Origin of the sequence: Azospirillum endophyticum, assembly GCF_016595245.1 — a bacterium.
Classification (GTDB): Bacteria; Pseudomonadota; Alphaproteobacteria; order Azospirillales; family Azospirillaceae; genus Azospirillum; species Azospirillum endophyticum.
The window spans coordinates 136,423-150,486 of the sequence record NZ_JAENHM010000073.1 but is presented as its reverse complement, the minus strand read 5'-3'; the positions used below and the strand labels follow the sequence as shown (position 1 = coordinate 150,486).

Annotated in this window: 13 protein-coding genes; 8 read left to right on the top strand and 5 right to left on the bottom strand. The window is 68.6% G+C overall.

The genetic code is table 11. From position 1 onward, the window contains the following. Positions 1-15: 15 nt before the first annotated feature. The 4 genes from JHL17_RS27590 to JHL17_RS27575 are packed head-to-tail and all read right to left on the bottom strand — an operon-like array spanning position 16 to position 5,207. The gene (locus JHL17_RS27590; RefSeq protein ID WP_200197860.1) at positions 16-834 is read right to left on the bottom strand and encodes a galactosyltransferase-related protein; all 819 of its coding nucleotides are present in this window, start codon (positions 832-834) and stop codon (positions 16-18) included. Continuing rightward, entirely contained in the window at positions 831-3,479 is a 2,649-nt protein-coding gene (locus JHL17_RS27585) for a tetratricopeptide repeat protein (protein WP_200197859.1), read from the bottom strand. The genes JHL17_RS27590 and JHL17_RS27585 overlap by 4 nt, the downstream gene beginning before the upstream one ends. Before the next feature lie 8 nt (positions 3,480-3,487). After that, the gene (locus JHL17_RS27580; RefSeq protein ID WP_200197858.1) at positions 3,488-4,210 is read right to left on the bottom strand and encodes a hypothetical protein; all 723 of its coding nucleotides are present in this window, start codon (positions 4,208-4,210) and stop codon (positions 3,488-3,490) included. 19 nt (positions 4,211-4,229) lie between these two features. Then, entirely contained in the window at positions 4,230-5,207 is a 978-nt protein-coding gene (locus JHL17_RS27575; RefSeq protein WP_200197857.1) for a glycosyltransferase family 10 domain-containing protein, read from the bottom strand. A gap of 144 nt (positions 5,208-5,351) precedes the next feature. Between JHL17_RS27575 and JHL17_RS27570 the strand changes: the two genes are divergently transcribed. Continuing rightward, positions 5,352-5,630, top strand: a complete 279-nt coding sequence (locus JHL17_RS27570; RefSeq protein ID WP_200197856.1) for a hypothetical protein — start codon at positions 5,352-5,354, stop codon at positions 5,628-5,630. Here the strand turns inward: JHL17_RS27570 and JHL17_RS27565 are convergent. After that, positions 5,588-6,502: a LysR substrate-binding domain-containing protein gene (locus JHL17_RS27565; protein WP_200197855.1), complete on the bottom strand. Its 915-nt coding sequence runs from the start codon at positions 6,500-6,502 to the stop codon at positions 5,588-5,590. The two genes, JHL17_RS27570 and JHL17_RS27565, sit on opposite strands and share 43 nt — an antisense overlap. Positions 6,503-6,717: 215 nt before the next feature. Between JHL17_RS27565 and JHL17_RS27560 the strand changes: the two genes are divergently transcribed. From JHL17_RS27560 to JHL17_RS27530, 7 genes are all read left to right on the top strand, one after another. Beyond that, a complete protein-coding gene (locus JHL17_RS27560) occupies positions 6,718-7,581 on the top strand; it encodes a transporter substrate-binding domain-containing protein (RefSeq protein ID WP_200197854.1) in 864 nt (287 codons plus the stop codon). Between the two features lie 52 nt (positions 7,582-7,633). Beyond that, a complete protein-coding gene (locus tag JHL17_RS27555) occupies positions 7,634-8,317 on the top strand; it encodes an aspartate/glutamate racemase family protein (protein WP_345773889.1) in 684 nt (227 codons plus the stop codon). A 94-nt stretch (positions 8,318-8,411) separates the two neighbouring features. Beyond that, on the top strand, positions 8,412-9,071 hold the full coding sequence (locus JHL17_RS27550; RefSeq protein WP_200197853.1) for an amino acid ABC transporter permease: 660 nt from the start codon (positions 8,412-8,414) through the stop codon (positions 9,069-9,071). Positions 9,072-9,102: 31 nt separating this feature from the next. Then, the gene (locus tag JHL17_RS27545; protein ID WP_282189366.1) at positions 9,103-9,879 is read left to right on the top strand and encodes an amino acid ABC transporter ATP-binding protein; all 777 of its coding nucleotides are present in this window, start codon (positions 9,103-9,105) and stop codon (positions 9,877-9,879) included. A gap of 182 nt (positions 9,880-10,061) precedes the next feature. Continuing rightward, positions 10,062-11,327 (top strand): NAD(P)/FAD-dependent oxidoreductase, encoded by a 1,266-nt coding sequence (locus JHL17_RS27540; protein ID WP_200197852.1) that lies wholly within the window; start codon positions 10,062-10,064, stop codon positions 11,325-11,327. A gap of 166 nt (positions 11,328-11,493) precedes the next feature. Next, the gene (locus JHL17_RS27535) at positions 11,494-13,248 is read left to right on the top strand and encodes a thiamine pyrophosphate-binding protein (RefSeq protein WP_200197851.1); all 1,755 of its coding nucleotides are present in this window, start codon (positions 11,494-11,496) and stop codon (positions 13,246-13,248) included. A 93-nt stretch (positions 13,249-13,341) separates the two neighbouring features. Further along, entirely contained in the window at positions 13,342-14,037 is a 696-nt protein-coding gene (locus JHL17_RS27530) for a hypothetical protein (protein ID WP_200197850.1), read from the top strand. Positions 14,038-14,064: the final 27 nt, after the last annotated feature.

Below are 14,064 nucleotides of genomic sequence, written 5' to 3'. Positions count from 1 at the left end.
GGGCTTGGCCGGCGGTCAGGCGCGGCCCGTGCGGGCGTCGGCGCCTGACCGGTCGGCCTCCGCCTGATCCTGCCTCGGAGCATGGTTGAAACGCACGCGGACGATCTCCCAGCGCCCCTGCGCATCCTCGATCCCGGCATCGCAGGGACTGCGCTCCAGAACGTCGAAGGACAGGCTGGACAGGCCGTCGCCGGCCGGAATCCTGCCGGCCGACCAGAGTTCCTGGAAGACGCGGCGGTTGACCAGGGAGATCGGCGACGGTGCCGCATCGGGCGTGAAACCGTCATTGCGGTGGTCGAGCGGGAGGAAGCGCCCCTTGCGCCGGCCGGTGGCGATCCGCCGCGCCCGGATCCGCAGCGCGAAATCGAAATCCTCGTAGCCCCAGCCCCAATAGGCGTTGGAATAGCCGTCGACCTGCCGCATGACCGCGTTCGGCACCAGCAGCGCGCCGCCCATCGTGCTTTCGAGGTTGGTCGTCACCGTGTGCTCGGAGACCCCCGGCGCCACCGGCCGTTGCTCCGCCCCGTACCAGAGGATGGGGGTGGGGCAGTCGGCCCAGGAGTAATCGGCGTCGACCGGCAGGTAATCGACGTCGTGCAGGCAGACATAATCGCTCCGCCCCTCCCCGAGCAGGAAGCCGGCATTCTTCAGCGCCCCGCGGTTGAAGGGAAGCCCGGCCTCCTGCTCCACGATGGTCACGCGGTAGTCGATCCGCGGAACGAGGCGGTCGAGATAGGCGCTCACCCGGGGAACGAACTGCCGGAGATGGCTTTCGCGATCCCGGTAGGGAACGACGATGTGGAGCCGCGCCCCCGCGCTGTCGCCGGTCGTCATGTGGTCTCCTTCCCTTCCTGTGCGGCGGATGCGGAACCGCCGGCATCCCCGGCGTCGATGGCGATCGACCGCGGCGCGTCGCCGGCGCGGTGGATGTCCCACATCGCAAGATAAGCGGCTTCCAGATGGCGGGTGAAGCGCGGTGTGTCGAACAGCGGGCAGGCCGTCCGGTTCCGCGCCAGCCGCTCCCGCAGGACCCGCAACCGGCCGGGGGAGCGGGCGAGCGCCACCGCCGCCGCCTCATACTCCTCCTCGCCGTCGGTGATCAGTTCGGGCAGCCCGGCCGCCAGCAGCAGGCTGGCCGCCACCCGCCCGGCGAAGGTCGTGCCGCGGCGGGTCAGCACCGGCAGCCCCGCCCACAGGGCGTCGCTGCCCGTGGTGTGGGCGTTGTAGGGAAGCGTGTCGAGGAACAGGTCGGCCAGCCGGTGCCGCGCCAGATGCTCGGCATGGGGCAAGGGCTTGGCGAAGACGAGGCGGCCGGGGGCGATGCCGCGCGCTTCGCCCTCGCGCAGCAGATTGGCCGCCACCTCGGGGGTTCCGGCATAGAGCCACAGGACGCTGCCCGGCACCGCCGTGAGGATGCGCGCCCAGCCGTCGAACAGGGCCGGCGTCAGCTTGTGGGAGCTGTTGAAGCAGCAGAAGACGAAGCCGTCCTCCGGCAACCCGCACTCCGCGCGCGAGGGCGTGGCATCGGCGATGGCCCGGTGGCGGTCGTTGGGCTGGTAGCAGTCCGGCAGCCGCACCACCCGCTCGGCGAAGAACGCCTCTTCGCCCGGTGCGATCACCACCGGGTCGGCGACGATGTAGTCGACGAAGGCGGCGCCCAGCGTTCCCGGATAGCCCAGCCAGTTGACCTGCACCGGTGCCGGACGGGCGGCCAGGATCGAGGTTCGCGAGAATGTGGTGAAGCCGGTCAGATCCACCAGGATGTCGATGCCGTCGGCCGCGATGGCCCGGGCCGCGTCGGCATCCGTCTGGCGGCGCAGGTCGACGAACCGCTCCATCGACCGCTCGAACCGCCGGCGCAGCGCGCTGCCGTCGTCGATGCCGGCCGAATAGGCGGTGACGGCGAAGCGGGACCGGTCATGCGTTTCCAGCGCGTCGACCATCAGGTGGCCCATCGCGTGCTCCCGGAAATCCGACGACAGGTAGCCGATGCGCAGCCGCCCGTCAGCGCAAGACGGGGAAGACGAGGCCGGCGGGCGGACGACGGGGGTCACGCCGCGGGCTTTCGCCGCCGCCCAGCGCGCCGCGGCCGAGCGCTGGTCGGCGAGCGTCGAGGCGCAGGACAGGACGTCGAAGGGCGGCACGCCCTCCGCCCCGTCCCGCACCCGCCGGAGCAGCCGGGTTTCCAGGCCGTCCAGCTCGCGCCAGTCGCAGAGCAGCCGCTTCTCGTGGACGAGCTGACCCAGCGCGGCCGCATGGTCCGGAGCCAGCCGCAGCACATGGCGGCAGGCATCGGCCGACAGGCCGCTCCAGCCGCAGATCGACGCCGCCATCGCCAGATCGGCATGGGAGTCCGGATCGCCGGGCAGCACGGCCACGGCGTTGCGGAGGGCGGCGACGGCGAGGTCGGGCCGGACCGCCTCCGCCAGAACGCCTCCCATCCGCCGCCACGCGTCGCCATTCTCCGGCTGCCGGGCGATCAGGCGGCGCAGGACCGCCAGCGCGCCGTCCGGGTCGCGCAGGATCGACAGGGCGAGCGCCAGATTGACCTCCGCCACCGGGAAGTCGGGCTGCAGATCAAGGGCCGCGCGGTACTCGGCCACGGCATCCCGCAACCGGCCGAGCGCCCGCAGGGCGTTGGCGAGGTTGTTGCGCGCCGTCGGATCGGAGGGGTTTAGCCGTACCGCGACCGCCGCGGCCCGCCGAGCCTCCTCCCGCCGCTCCGCCGCATGGGCGGCATTGCCCAGCGCCAGCCAGTTCCGCGCGCTCGCCGGATCGAGAGCAACGGCCAGCCGCCCGGCGGCGATCGCCGCCTCCATCCGCCCGTTCGCCTCCAGCAGGCAGGCGAGGTTGTGCCAGCTTTCCGCATCCCGCGGGGCGAAGCCGACGGCCTTGCGGAAGGCCGCCTCCGCCTCCCCACCCTGGCCCAGGCCATGAAGCGCGACGCCGAGCCTGCTCCAGGCGCCGGCATCGGCGGGGTCGAGCCGCACCGCCTCCCGGTGGGCGGCGGCAGCCTCCGCAAGCCGCCCGAGATCCTGCAGGGCGACGCCGAGGTTGTTGTGGACCTCCCCCAGATGGGAATGGGTGGCCAGCACCTTGCGGTAATGGGGCTCGGCCTCCTGCGGGCGCGCCTGGCGATGCAGGGAAAGCGCCAGCCCGTAATGCGCATCGACCGAATCGGGGGCGACCCTCAACGCCGCGCCATAGACCGTCGCCGCCGCATCCCACCGGGAGATGGCGGACAGGGCGTTGCCGAAATCGAGATAGACGTCCAGGTCCCTGGCGATGGCGAGCGACTGCTGGAACAGCGCCACCGCCTCGCGCGGGCGGCCCAGCCGCGACTCGACCACGCCCAGCCGGTGCAGCGCCTTCGGGTTGCGCGGCTCGGCGTCGAGGGATTCGAGGTAGAGAGCCCTTGCCTGCTCCAGGTTCCCGCCCTGTTCCGCCGCAGCGGCGCGGGCGAAGCTGTTCCTTGCCATGCCCGTTCCTAGTCCCGCCAGCGCGTGTGTTCCATGATGCGGGGAATCTCTGCCGGCCGCCGGCCGTCGCCCCATTGCGAAATGTCGGGAAGGACGGTCACGCCGTCGCGGCGGCCGAGCAGGCTGAGGATGCTCTGGTCGTGGCGGTGGTCGCGGAAGTCGGGATAGTCCGGCAGGCCGCATTCGTTGGGCGCGTCGGTGATCAGCCGGGCGTCCTGGGCATGCCGCAGCCAGTCGGCGAAGAAGGCCATCGTCGCCGGCCCGCGTTCGCAGACGACGAAGCTGGCGAGGATCTGCGGCGCGTCGGTGAAGGCCGGCTCGTCCAGCCCGAGGAAATGGAAGCAGTCCCGCTTGGTCCAGACCCGGTTGCGGTGATGGTCCTCTAGCGTGAACAGCAGGACGGGCAGGTCGCGCCGCTGCCGGCACAGGTCGATCACCGGATCGGCGCCCTGGACGAAATGGGCGCCGCTGTCGCTGTAGAACAGGATGTCGCCGTCCTGCAGATGCTCGCGCAGCAGCAGGTCGATGAAATAGGGCTTCCACAGCCAATAGCCGGCTCCGCGCGGCTGGCCGAGGATATGCCCGTTGCGGGCGGCGAAGCCGGCATCGATGTGCCGGCGCCCCATCATCGCGACGCCGTCGAAGCCGCCCACCGACAGGCCGGTCTTGGCGTTGTATTTCTGCGCCGTGGTGAAGGCGCCATCGGCATAGTTCAGCAGCACACGCTTCATCGCGACGGTCCCTCCGCCGCTACAGGCGGCTTTCGATCCATTCGGCCAGACGGAAGGCATCGAAATGGAAATCTTCGGTGCCGAGGAAGGGAGCGGTGCTCCGGTAGCGGCGATAGCTGTCGTAATCGTCGTCGATCGCCAGGATGGCCTCGCAGGCCTCCTTGTCGGAGGAGTAGCGCGACACGTCGATGAAGCTGCCGGCGGCGACGTCCCGCAGGACGCCGGGGTCGCCCCAATAGAGCGGCACCACGCCGGCCTGGAAGGCGTCGAGGATTTTTTCCGTCAGATAGCCCGGATAAGCCGCGTTCTCGAAGGCGAAGGCGAAGCGGTAGCGGGAGAAGACGCGGATCTTCGGCAGCCAGCCCATCTTGACCACGCTGCCGGTGTTGTTCAGCAGCCAGCCCACCGAATCCACGTGACGCCGGGCGCACAGCATCCGGAAGAACGCGTTGCGGCGCTCGCAGTTGGGGTTCTTGTAGAGGAAGGCGCAGAATTTCCGGTTGGCCGCCTCTTCCCGGGTCGGCGGCACCGGCGGCAGGACAGACTGGCAGAAATGCCGCGTCGCTCCCTCGCGCACATGGTCATGGGCATGCATGACGTAGAGCGGCAGGCGATAGTGCCGGGGATCGTCGATGCGGTCGAAGGACACCGACATGTCGACCCCGTCGAGCGGCGGCCGCACATTCTCGCCGGTGAAGAACAGCGCGCGCGCGGTCCGCGCCTCGCGATGGCGGGTGCCGAACACCGACACGATGGCGAGGTCGCAGTCGTTGTCGACGACGGACAGCTCGAAGCGGGCGGACAGGATGTCGATGAAGAGATTGGCGGCCGGATCGAACTCGGGCCAGAAATCGAAGAAGGCGATCTTCAGGCGCGGCTTCGCCCCGCGGCGGCCAAGCTCCGGCCCCTGCAGAAGGAAACGGTCCAGAACCGACGGATCCCTGTCCGGAGAGGCAAGGAACTCCGACAGGAAGTCGCTGGTCCGCTGGTCGATCATACCGAGGAAGCTCCTGCACGCGCCGATCGCCGCGAGCGGCCCCTGCCCCGGACGGCCTCGGCGCCCCCACCGTAAATTTGCCGCCGCCCGCTTGCCAGCGGTATTTTTCGGAAGCCCGGCACGGTTGAGGGCATCTTCACCGCCGTGACCGAAACCACCCAGCGGGTGCGGGCCGAGCGGCGCGAACGCCTGTTGCGCGGGGTGTCGCAAGCCGCCTCGCGCGCCCGGTCGGCGCCCGAAGCCTGCAAGGTCGGCGTCGACCGTCTGGTCGCCATGCCGGAGAAGGCGCCGTTCGCCCTCGGCTATCTGCGCGAGCCGTCCGGTGGCGGTCGAAGGATTGGCGCTCCGCCATCCCGGCCGCCTGCCGGGTACGCGAAAGCTCACTCGTCCGCAGTGGCGATCCGCTCATACTTGCGGGTCTGACGGATCAGCCAATCGCGAAACAGGATGACGCTGGGCTGGTGGGATTTGCGCTCGGGATAGACCGCATAATAGGAGTCGCCGGAGCGGACGGCCTCCCCGAAGGGCATGTGCAGCTCGCCGGATGCCAGTTCCCGCTCGATGTAGCAGATCGGGATCACGGCGATGCCGATGCCGTGGACGGCTGCATTGATCAGCATGTCGTTGTGAGCGAAGCGGTTGCCCTGAATCCGTCCGTTGTAGCTCAGTCCGGCCACGCGCAGCCAATGAAGCCATAGGCTGGGGCGGCTGGCGTTCTGCAGCATCGGGAACTTGGCGAAATCCAGCGGATCCAGCCTCTCCCCGGCGGCGATCAGGCCGGGGGACGCAACGACTGCCAGCTTTTCGGCGAACAGCTCGATGGACCGCGTGTGCAGCCAGGTGCCGGCGCCGCGCAGGATGGTGATGTCGAACCGCGTCGTGTCGAAATCGGTGGTCGGCAGGGCCGGCGAGACCTCGATTGGAATTTCGGGGTGGCCGGCGATGAAGGACCCCAGTCGCGCCGGCAGCCAGCGCGAGGCGAGCGTATGATGGGTTCCGATCATCAGGGAGGAATCGACGCTGCGCCCGCGCACCGCGTCGATGGAGATTTCCTGCAGCTTGTCGAGTGCCAACGCCAGATCGCGGTAATAGGTGGCGCCGACCTCCGTCAGGACCAGGCGGGGACCGGAGCGGTGGAACAGGGTGACGCCGAGAAATTCCTCGAGATTCCGGATCTGCCGGCTGATGCCGCTCTGGGTCAGTCCGAGGTCGTCCGCGGCCTTGGTGAAGTTCATGAATCGGGCTGCCGCCTCGAAAGCATGCAGTGCCGAAAGGGATGGAAGATATCGTCGCATGGTCGCCCGCCTGCCGCACCATGAATAAAAGTCATGGTAGACGCAGTTTTCAATGTTTTTCTCAGCGTGCGATCTACGTCATCAAATAGTCTCATCAACGGAAGGTTCCCGCCCCAAGGGGAAGGCCAGGACTGCGGAATTGAGAATATCTCCTGGCCAATATGCTGCCCCAGGTTGAATGGAACCCGGAAATATTGAACGGACAGGGGATCAATATGGTCAGCAGACGGGATTTCGCCGGGCTTGTCGGAATTGCCGCCGCCGGAACGGCCGTGGCCGGTGCGGGTGCCCTGGCGCTTCCGGCGTCGGCGCAGGCCCAGCAGCCGGCAGCCGGATCGACCTTCGACCGCATCCGCAGCACCAAGAAGCTGCGCGTCGCCGGCATCGTCGGGACGGAGCCGTACTATCACAAGGACATCGCCACCGGCGAATGGTCCGGCTTCTGCATGAGCATGGCGCGCGATCTGGCCAAGTCGCTGGAGGCGGAGCTGGAGATCAGCGAGACCACCTGGGGCAACGCCGTTCTGGACCTTCAGGCCAACAAGATCGACATCATGTTCGGGCTCAGCCCCACGCCGTCGCGGGCGCTGGTGGTGGAGTTCACGCGGCCGATCATGCAGAACACCTTCACCATCATCACCAAGAAGGGGCTGGAGCCGAAGAAGTGGGAGGAACTGAACAAGCCGGACATCCGTGTGGCGGTGGACATCGGTTCCACCCATGACCTGTTCGCCCGCCGTGTTCTGCCGAACGCCACGCTGGTCGCCCTGAAGACCCCCGACGATGCCACGCTGGCCGTCCAGACCGGCCGGGCCGATCTGGTCATCCAGGTCGCCATGCTGTCGCTGGTGACGGTGAAGAAGAACCCGAATGTCGGGAAGATCGTCATTCCCGGCCCGGCCATCCGTCAGCCGACCTGCGCCGGCGTGCGGGCCGAGGACAGCGCGCGCTTCCGCACCTTCGTGGACAATTGGCTGGAGTACAACCGCTCCTCCGGCGTCGTCGCCGACTGGATCACGTCCAGCCTCGAACTGGTCGGCGTCCGCAAGGAGGACATCCCGTCCGAACTCCAATTCTGACGGTGACGCTTCCAGTCCGGGTGGCGTGCGGATTCTGGCGAGGAGACCGGACGTGAGCAGACCGCTTGGCATCATCATGCTCGACACCGGCTTCGAGCGCCCGGTCGGCGACGTCGGCAATGCCGGCAGCTGGCCCTTCCCCGTACTCTACCGGACGGTGTCCGGTGCGCTGCCGCGCGATGTCGTCGACGGACGCGAGGGCGGGCTGACGGACGCCTTCGTCGAAGCGGGTGAGGACCTGATCCGCCAAGGGGCCGGGGCGCTCCTCACCTCCTGCGGCTTCCTGGTGCTGCGCCAGCGCCGGCTGGCCGCCCGGCTGTCGCGGCCGCTCGCCACCTCGAGCCTGCTGCAATTGCCGCAGATCGCCGCGATGCTGCCGGCCGGCCGCAGGATCGGCGTCGTCACCTACGACGCGGCCTCGCTGACTCCGGCGCATTTCCGCGAAGCCGGCCTGGCGGAAACGGCCCCCTCGCCGCCGGTCGCCGGCCTGCCGCGGGGGGGTGCCTTCCACCGGCTAATCGAGAAGAACGAGCCATACGACCGGCCGGGCCTCGAAGCGGAGTTGATGGCGGTGATGGAGGAGCTGTTGCGGCGGGAACCGGCCATCGGCGCCATCCTGCTGGAATGCACCAACCTGCCGCCCTTCACAGCCTCGATCGCCGCCCGGTTCGGGCTTCCCGTCTTCGATGTCCTGACGCTCGGCCGCTGGCTGCATGCCGGAATTCCGGCTGCGTGAGGCCGGCGGTCCCCGGAGGTCCTTGACGCCAGGGACCGCCGGCATGGCATCGGACCGACGGACTCCGCACGGACCACACACACGGGATCGATAGATGCAGTATCAATGGGATTTCGGTTTCCTGCTGCAATACAAGGGTCTGATCGGGGTCGGCATCCTTTATACGCTGGGATTCACCATCGGCACGGTGGTGTCCGGTCTGGTGGTGGGATGCATGATCGCGCTGGCCCGGCTGTCGAACATGCGCATCGCCACGGCGGTGATGACCGGCATCATCGAGATCTTCCGCTGCACGCCGGTCCTGGTGCAACTGGTCTGGGTCTATTACGCGCTGCCGATCCTGACCGGCATCGAATTGAGTCCGTCCGTCGCCGCCTTCATCACGCTGACGCTCTACGGCGCCTCCTTCTTCGGCGAGATCATCCGGGGCGGCATCATCTCCGTCGACATGGGGCAATGGGATGCCGGCCGGGCGCTGGGCATGCGCCGGCACCAGTTGATGGGCCAGGTGATCCTGCCTCAGGCCTTCCGGCGGATGGTGCCGCCGCTGGTCAACCAAGCCGTGCTTCAACTGAAGAACACGTCGCTGCTGTCGGTGCTGGCGGTTCCGGACCTGCTCTATCAGGGGCAGCTGATCACCTCGGCGAGCTACCGGCCGCTGGAAACCTACACGATGATCGCCGTCATCTATTTCATCATCCTGTTCCCGTTGACGCGCTTCGCCCACCGGCTGGAAGCGCGGATGAGCCACTGACGGCACACCACCTGTTGCGGGAGTGAACATCATGTCCGCCCAGACGATGATCGAGCTGGTGGGGGTTCGGAAATCCTTCGGCAAGCTCGAGGTGCTGAAGGACATCACGCTCGGCGTCGCCAAGGGCAGCGTCGTGGCGCTGATCGGGCCGAGCGGTTCGGGGAAATCCACCCTGCTGCGCAGCATCAACCTGTTGACCGTGCCGGATCAGGGCTTCATCCGGGTCGGCGAGCAGGCCCTGGATTTCACCGGCGGGCACCGGCTGCCGGGCGACCGGGAGCTGGCGGCCTTCCGCGCCAGAACCGGCATGGTCTTCCAGAACTTCAACCTCTTTCCGCACATGAGCGTGGAGGAGAATGTGATGTCAGGCCCGGTGACGGTCCTGCGGATGCCCAAGGCGGAAGCGCGCCTCCTCGCCCACGGCCTGCTCGCCAAGGTCGGACTGGCCGACAAGGCGGCCGCCCAGCCCGACAAGCTGTCGGGCGGCCAAAGGCAGCGTGTCGCCATCGCCCGCGCACTGGCGATGAAGCCGGAGGTGATGCTGTTCGACGAAGCGACCTCCGCCCTCGACCCCGAACTGGTGGGCGAGGTTCTGGCGGTCATCCGCTCGCTCGCCGCCGAAGGAATGACCATGCTGCTGGTGACGCACGAGATGGCCTTCGCCCGCGACGTCGCCGACCGCGTGGTGTTCATGCGCGACGGCTGCGTCGTCGAGGAAGGCCCGGCCCGGCAGATGATCGAGGCCCCGTCCCAGCCGGCGACCCGGGCCTTCCTCAGCCATTTCCACAATGGGCTGGGACCGTCCTGACGGCGGGCTCCATCCTGACGACCTGACGGGCTGACGGCCGGCCCGGCTTCCTTCCATTGCGATCATCCGGCATCGGCCCGTCTGCGGGCGGCGGTGACTGGCGTCCCGTGCCCGGCGGGCCGGCGCCGCACGGCTTCGGAATGTCCCACGGCTTGCCTTTCAGAAGGCGTGAAAGGGCGGTAATGCACGTAGTCGTCTCAGGCGCGGGAATCGTCGGCGCCAGTTGCGCGCTGGAACTCGTCCGTGACGGTCGTCAGGTGACGATCCTCGAACCGGAAGCTCCCGGCGGGCGCCAGTCTGCCAGCTATGGCCACGGCTGCTGGATCAGTCCGGCCTCGGTGGTGCCGATGTCGATGCCCGGCCTGTGGCGGCGGGTGCCGGGCTACCTGCTCGATTCGCAAGGGCCGCTGGTCATCCGCTGGGGCGACCTCGCGCGGCTGACGCCCTGGCTGCTCCGTTTCGTCATGGCGGGCGCCACCGTCGGCCGGGTCGAACGGACGGCCGCGGCGTTGGCGACGCTTCTGGCCGACGGCCCCGCCCGCCATATGGCGCTGGCCGGGGCGATTGGGTGCGGCGACTTGATCCGGCAGGATGGGCTGCTCTACGCCTATCCCGAGCGGACGGCGTTCGAGGCGGAGGCCCTGTCCTGGCGGCTGCGCCGGATGACCGGCCTGAACTGGCGCGAACTCGACCGTGCCGCCCTGGAAGCCCGCGAACCCGGCCTGTCCGATCTGTACCGGTTCGGCATCCTGGTGGAAGAGGGGGCGCATTGCCGCGATCCGGGCGGATACGTGTCGGCGATCGTCGCGCATGCGGTTGCGCTGGGCGCCCGCCTGGTTCCGGTCCGCGCCACCGGCTTCGCCTTCGACGGCAGCCGCCTGGCGGCGGTGGAGACCGACGGCGGCGTCATTCCATGCGACCGTGCGGTGATCGCGTCGGGCATCCGATCCAGGACGCTTGCCGCCATGGCCGGCGACCGTGTCCCGCTGGAGGCCGAGCGCGGCTATCACGCCGTCGTCGATGACGGGACGGCCGGTCCGCGCCATCCAGTGATGCCCAGCGACGGCCGCATGGCGAACACCCCGACCGCCGGCGGGCTGCGCCTGTCGGGTCAGGTCGAGCTGGCATCCATCGATGCGGCGCCCAACTGGGAACGGGCCGACATCCTGGTCGGCCATGCCCGCAGGACCTATCCGGGATTGCCGGATGGGCCGGGATCGGTGCGCGACCGCTGGATGGGCCATCGCCCCTCGACGCCCGACGGACTGCCGGTGATCGGCCCGGCCTCGCGCTCGTCCGACATCATCCACGCCTTCGGCCACGGCCATGTCGGCTTCGCCAGTGGGCCGATCACCGGACGCATCGTCGCCGATCTGGTCGCCGGCGCCGCTCCCGTCCGTGACGCGACCCCGTTCGCCGCCGCCCGCTTCGGCTTCGGCCGGGTTTAGGGCCTAAGCAGATTTCTCCAGATCGGGCCACAGGCCCGGCCTGGAGAAATCTGCGGACTCTAGGGTTTTGCAGGTTTTCCGAGCCCGCCCATGTGTGGGCGGAGTTCGGAAAACCTGCTCAGGCCCCGCCCCTCAAGATGACCTTTCGCTTCCAAGGAGAAGATCGATGCGTGGTGCGGATATCCTGGTGGAGATGCTCATCGCCTATGGCGTCGACGTCGTGTTCGGCGTTCCGGGCGACACCAACGTGCCGTTCTACGAGGCACTGCAGGAACGCGAAGGGCAAATCCGCCATGTCATGGCGCGTGACGAGCGGTCCGCCGGATACATGGCCGACGCCTATGGCCGCTTCACCAGCAAGCCGGCGGTGTTCGAATGCCCCTCGGGCGCCGGGGCGATGTATTCCCTGCCGCCGGTCGCCGAATCCAACGCCTCGTCCGTGCCGGTCATTCTGCTGACCATCGACATTCCGCTGCCCGGCGAGGGGCGGGGCGTGCTGACCGAGCTGGACTGTGCCCGCCTGTTCGAGCCGGTGACCAAGATGTCGGTACAGGTGAAGTCGGCCGAGAAGCTGCCGGAAATCCTCCGCCGCGCCTTCCGGGTCGCCTGTTCCGGCAAGCCGGGGGCCGTCCATCTGCAAATCCCCGAGGACATGCTGCGCGCCGAGGTCGATCCGGCCCGCGTGTCCCTCCATGCCGAGGAGGAGTGCGTCAGCTTCCCGGCCTATCCGACGCTGCCGACTCCGGACACGCTGCACCGGCTGATGGCGCTGCTGTCGGCCAGCGAACGGCCGCTGATCGTGTCGGGCGGCGGGGTGAACCGGTCCTGTGCCGGGCCGGAGGTGACGGCGCTGGCCGAGCGGCTGAACATTCCGGTCTGCACCACCATGACCGGCCAGGGCACCATGCCGGACGATCACCCCCTGGCGGTCGGCGTGATCGGCGACAACGGCTTCCATCCCCATGCCAACTGGGCGCTGGAGCATGCCGACTTCGTGCTGTTCGTCGGCTCGAAGATGGGGTCGGTGGTGACCATCGGCTGGACCTTCCCGAAGATCACGCTGAACAAGCGCGTCGCCCAGATCGACATCGATCCCGAGATCATGGCGAACAACTACGAGAATGTCCTGTCGGTGCCGGGCGATGCCAAGCTGACCCTGGCGCAGCTGATCGACCTCGCCCCGACCGACCGCGGTCACGGCAAGACCCAGCCTTGGGTCGATGAACTGAACGGGATGCGCGCGGAGTTCTGGCGCCATGCCGAACCGCTGCTGAACGCGGACACCCTTCCCTTGCGGCCGGAGCGGGTGGTTCGCTGTTTCAACGAGGCGCTGGAGGCCTATGGCAAACCGGCCCACATCTATTCCGACGCGGGAACGCCGACCCCTTACATGACCCGCTTCCTGAAGTTGAGGGACCGGCGCACCCGTTTCGCGATTCCGCGTGCCTTCGGCGGGCTCGGCTCCGCCCTGCCGGCCACGGTCGGCGCCTGGTTCGCCGACAAGGAGCGCCGCCCCGTCGGCATGTTCGGCGACGGCTCCTTCGGCATGGCGGTCGGTGAGCTGGAGACGCTGGTCAGGCTGCAGGTGCCGGCCGTGCTGCTGCTGTTCAACAACGGCACCTTCGGGTGGATCAAGGGGCTCCACCGGCTGCGCGGCCACAACCAGTGCTTCAGCGTGGATTTCATGCCGCCGCGGGGACAGGCCATCGCCGAAGCCTTCGGGGTCAAGGCATGGACGGCACGGACATCGGCGGAACTGGACAAGGCGCTGGCGGAGGCATTCGCCTACGATAACGGACCCTGCCTGATCGACATCCATGTCGAATCCATCGCCGACCGGGTCCCGCCGGTCTATTCCTGGCTGTCCAAGCGCGGCCGCGATCCGCTCGCCATCGAAAGCGAGGACGTGCGTTATGCCTAGGGCGATCCTGTCGTTTTGCGTAAAACTCACCGATAAAGGATCAAAATCCTATATCTTCTCCGCAAGGGTCCCCTCTTCCTGCGGAGCGAAGCCATGCCCATCGACAGCCGTGCCCTTCAGAACGACCATTTCCCCTGCTGGGCCGAAGAGCCGCCGGTTCCCTCCGAAGGCGCGCTGGTCCCCGGATCGCAGTTCCATGAAGAACAATGGATCATGGCCGCCGGCATGCTGTCCCGCGGCAGTTCCTTCCTCCAGGTCTCCCGCGCCATGGGCTGCAGCCGCACCACCCTGTGGCGGGCCTATTACGGCTCCAAGGACTTCCGTCACAGGGTGTGGTGGGAACGGCAGGCGCTGAACCGTGAGGCCGAGCTGCGGCTGCCCTCGCTGCGCATCCTGGTGGCCGAGCAGATCGAGCGGCTGGTCGCTTCCGGCGATGCCTCCACCGTCCGCTGGCTGGCCGACCGGCTCGGCCTCTTCGCCGGCCTCGACCTGCCGGCACCCCCCCGGCAAGCCGCCCAGCCGGACCATCCCCCTGCCCCGAAGCCGGCCCCCAGGCCGGAAGACCCGCCCACCGTCACCGTCCCCGAACTCGACGACGACCTCCCCGGCGCGCTGCGCGAGCGCACCGCGCCCGATCCGCGCGCCGTCGCCGCCATCCTCGCCCGGCCGGAGGCCGAAGGTCCGAAGGGGGTCTATCCCTGGACCGTCAACCCCGACGATCCCGATCCCAGCCTCGCCGCCGGGCCGGCGAACAGCCGCGCCGCCGGCCCCTTTTCCCGGCGCCGGTAGGCGGAGGATGGAACACCGGCCGGAAAG

What these genes read in the sequence shown, in the direction of transcription:
- JHL17_RS27530 (WP_200197850.1), top strand. Translation starts at nt 13,342, where the DNA reads ATGCCCATCGACAGCCGTGCCCTTCAGAACGACCATTTCCCCTGCTGG.
- JHL17_RS27575 (WP_200197857.1), bottom strand. Translation starts at nt 5,207, where the DNA reads ATGATCGACCAGCGGACCAGCGACTTCCTGTCGGAGTTCCTTGCCTCT.
- JHL17_RS27585 (WP_200197859.1), bottom strand. Translation starts at nt 3,479, where the DNA reads ATGGCAAGGAACAGCTTCGCCCGCGCCGCTGCGGCGGAACAGGGCGGG.
- JHL17_RS27540 (WP_200197852.1), top strand. Translation starts at nt 10,062, where the DNA reads ATGCACGTAGTCGTCTCAGGCGCGGGAATCGTCGGCGCCAGTTGCGCG.
- JHL17_RS27545 (WP_282189366.1), top strand. Translation starts at nt 9,103, where the DNA reads ATGTCCGCCCAGACGATGATCGAGCTGGTGGGGGTTCGGAAATCCTTC.
- JHL17_RS27550 (WP_200197853.1), top strand. Translation starts at nt 8,412, where the DNA reads ATGCAGTATCAATGGGATTTCGGTTTCCTGCTGCAATACAAGGGTCTG.
- JHL17_RS27565 (WP_200197855.1), bottom strand. Translation starts at nt 6,502, where the DNA reads ATGCGACGATATCTTCCATCCCTTTCGGCACTGCATGCTTTCGAGGCG.
- JHL17_RS27590 (WP_200197860.1), bottom strand. Translation starts at nt 834, where the DNA reads ATGACGACCGGCGACAGCGCGGGGGCGCGGCTCCACATCGTCGTTCCC.
- JHL17_RS27560 (WP_200197854.1), top strand. Translation starts at nt 6,718, where the DNA reads ATGGTCAGCAGACGGGATTTCGCCGGGCTTGTCGGAATTGCCGCCGCC.
- JHL17_RS27535 (WP_200197851.1), top strand. Translation starts at nt 11,494, where the DNA reads ATGCGTGGTGCGGATATCCTGGTGGAGATGCTCATCGCCTATGGCGTC.
- JHL17_RS27580 (WP_200197858.1), bottom strand. Translation starts at nt 4,210, where the DNA reads ATGAAGCGTGTGCTGCTGAACTATGCCGATGGCGCCTTCACCACGGCG.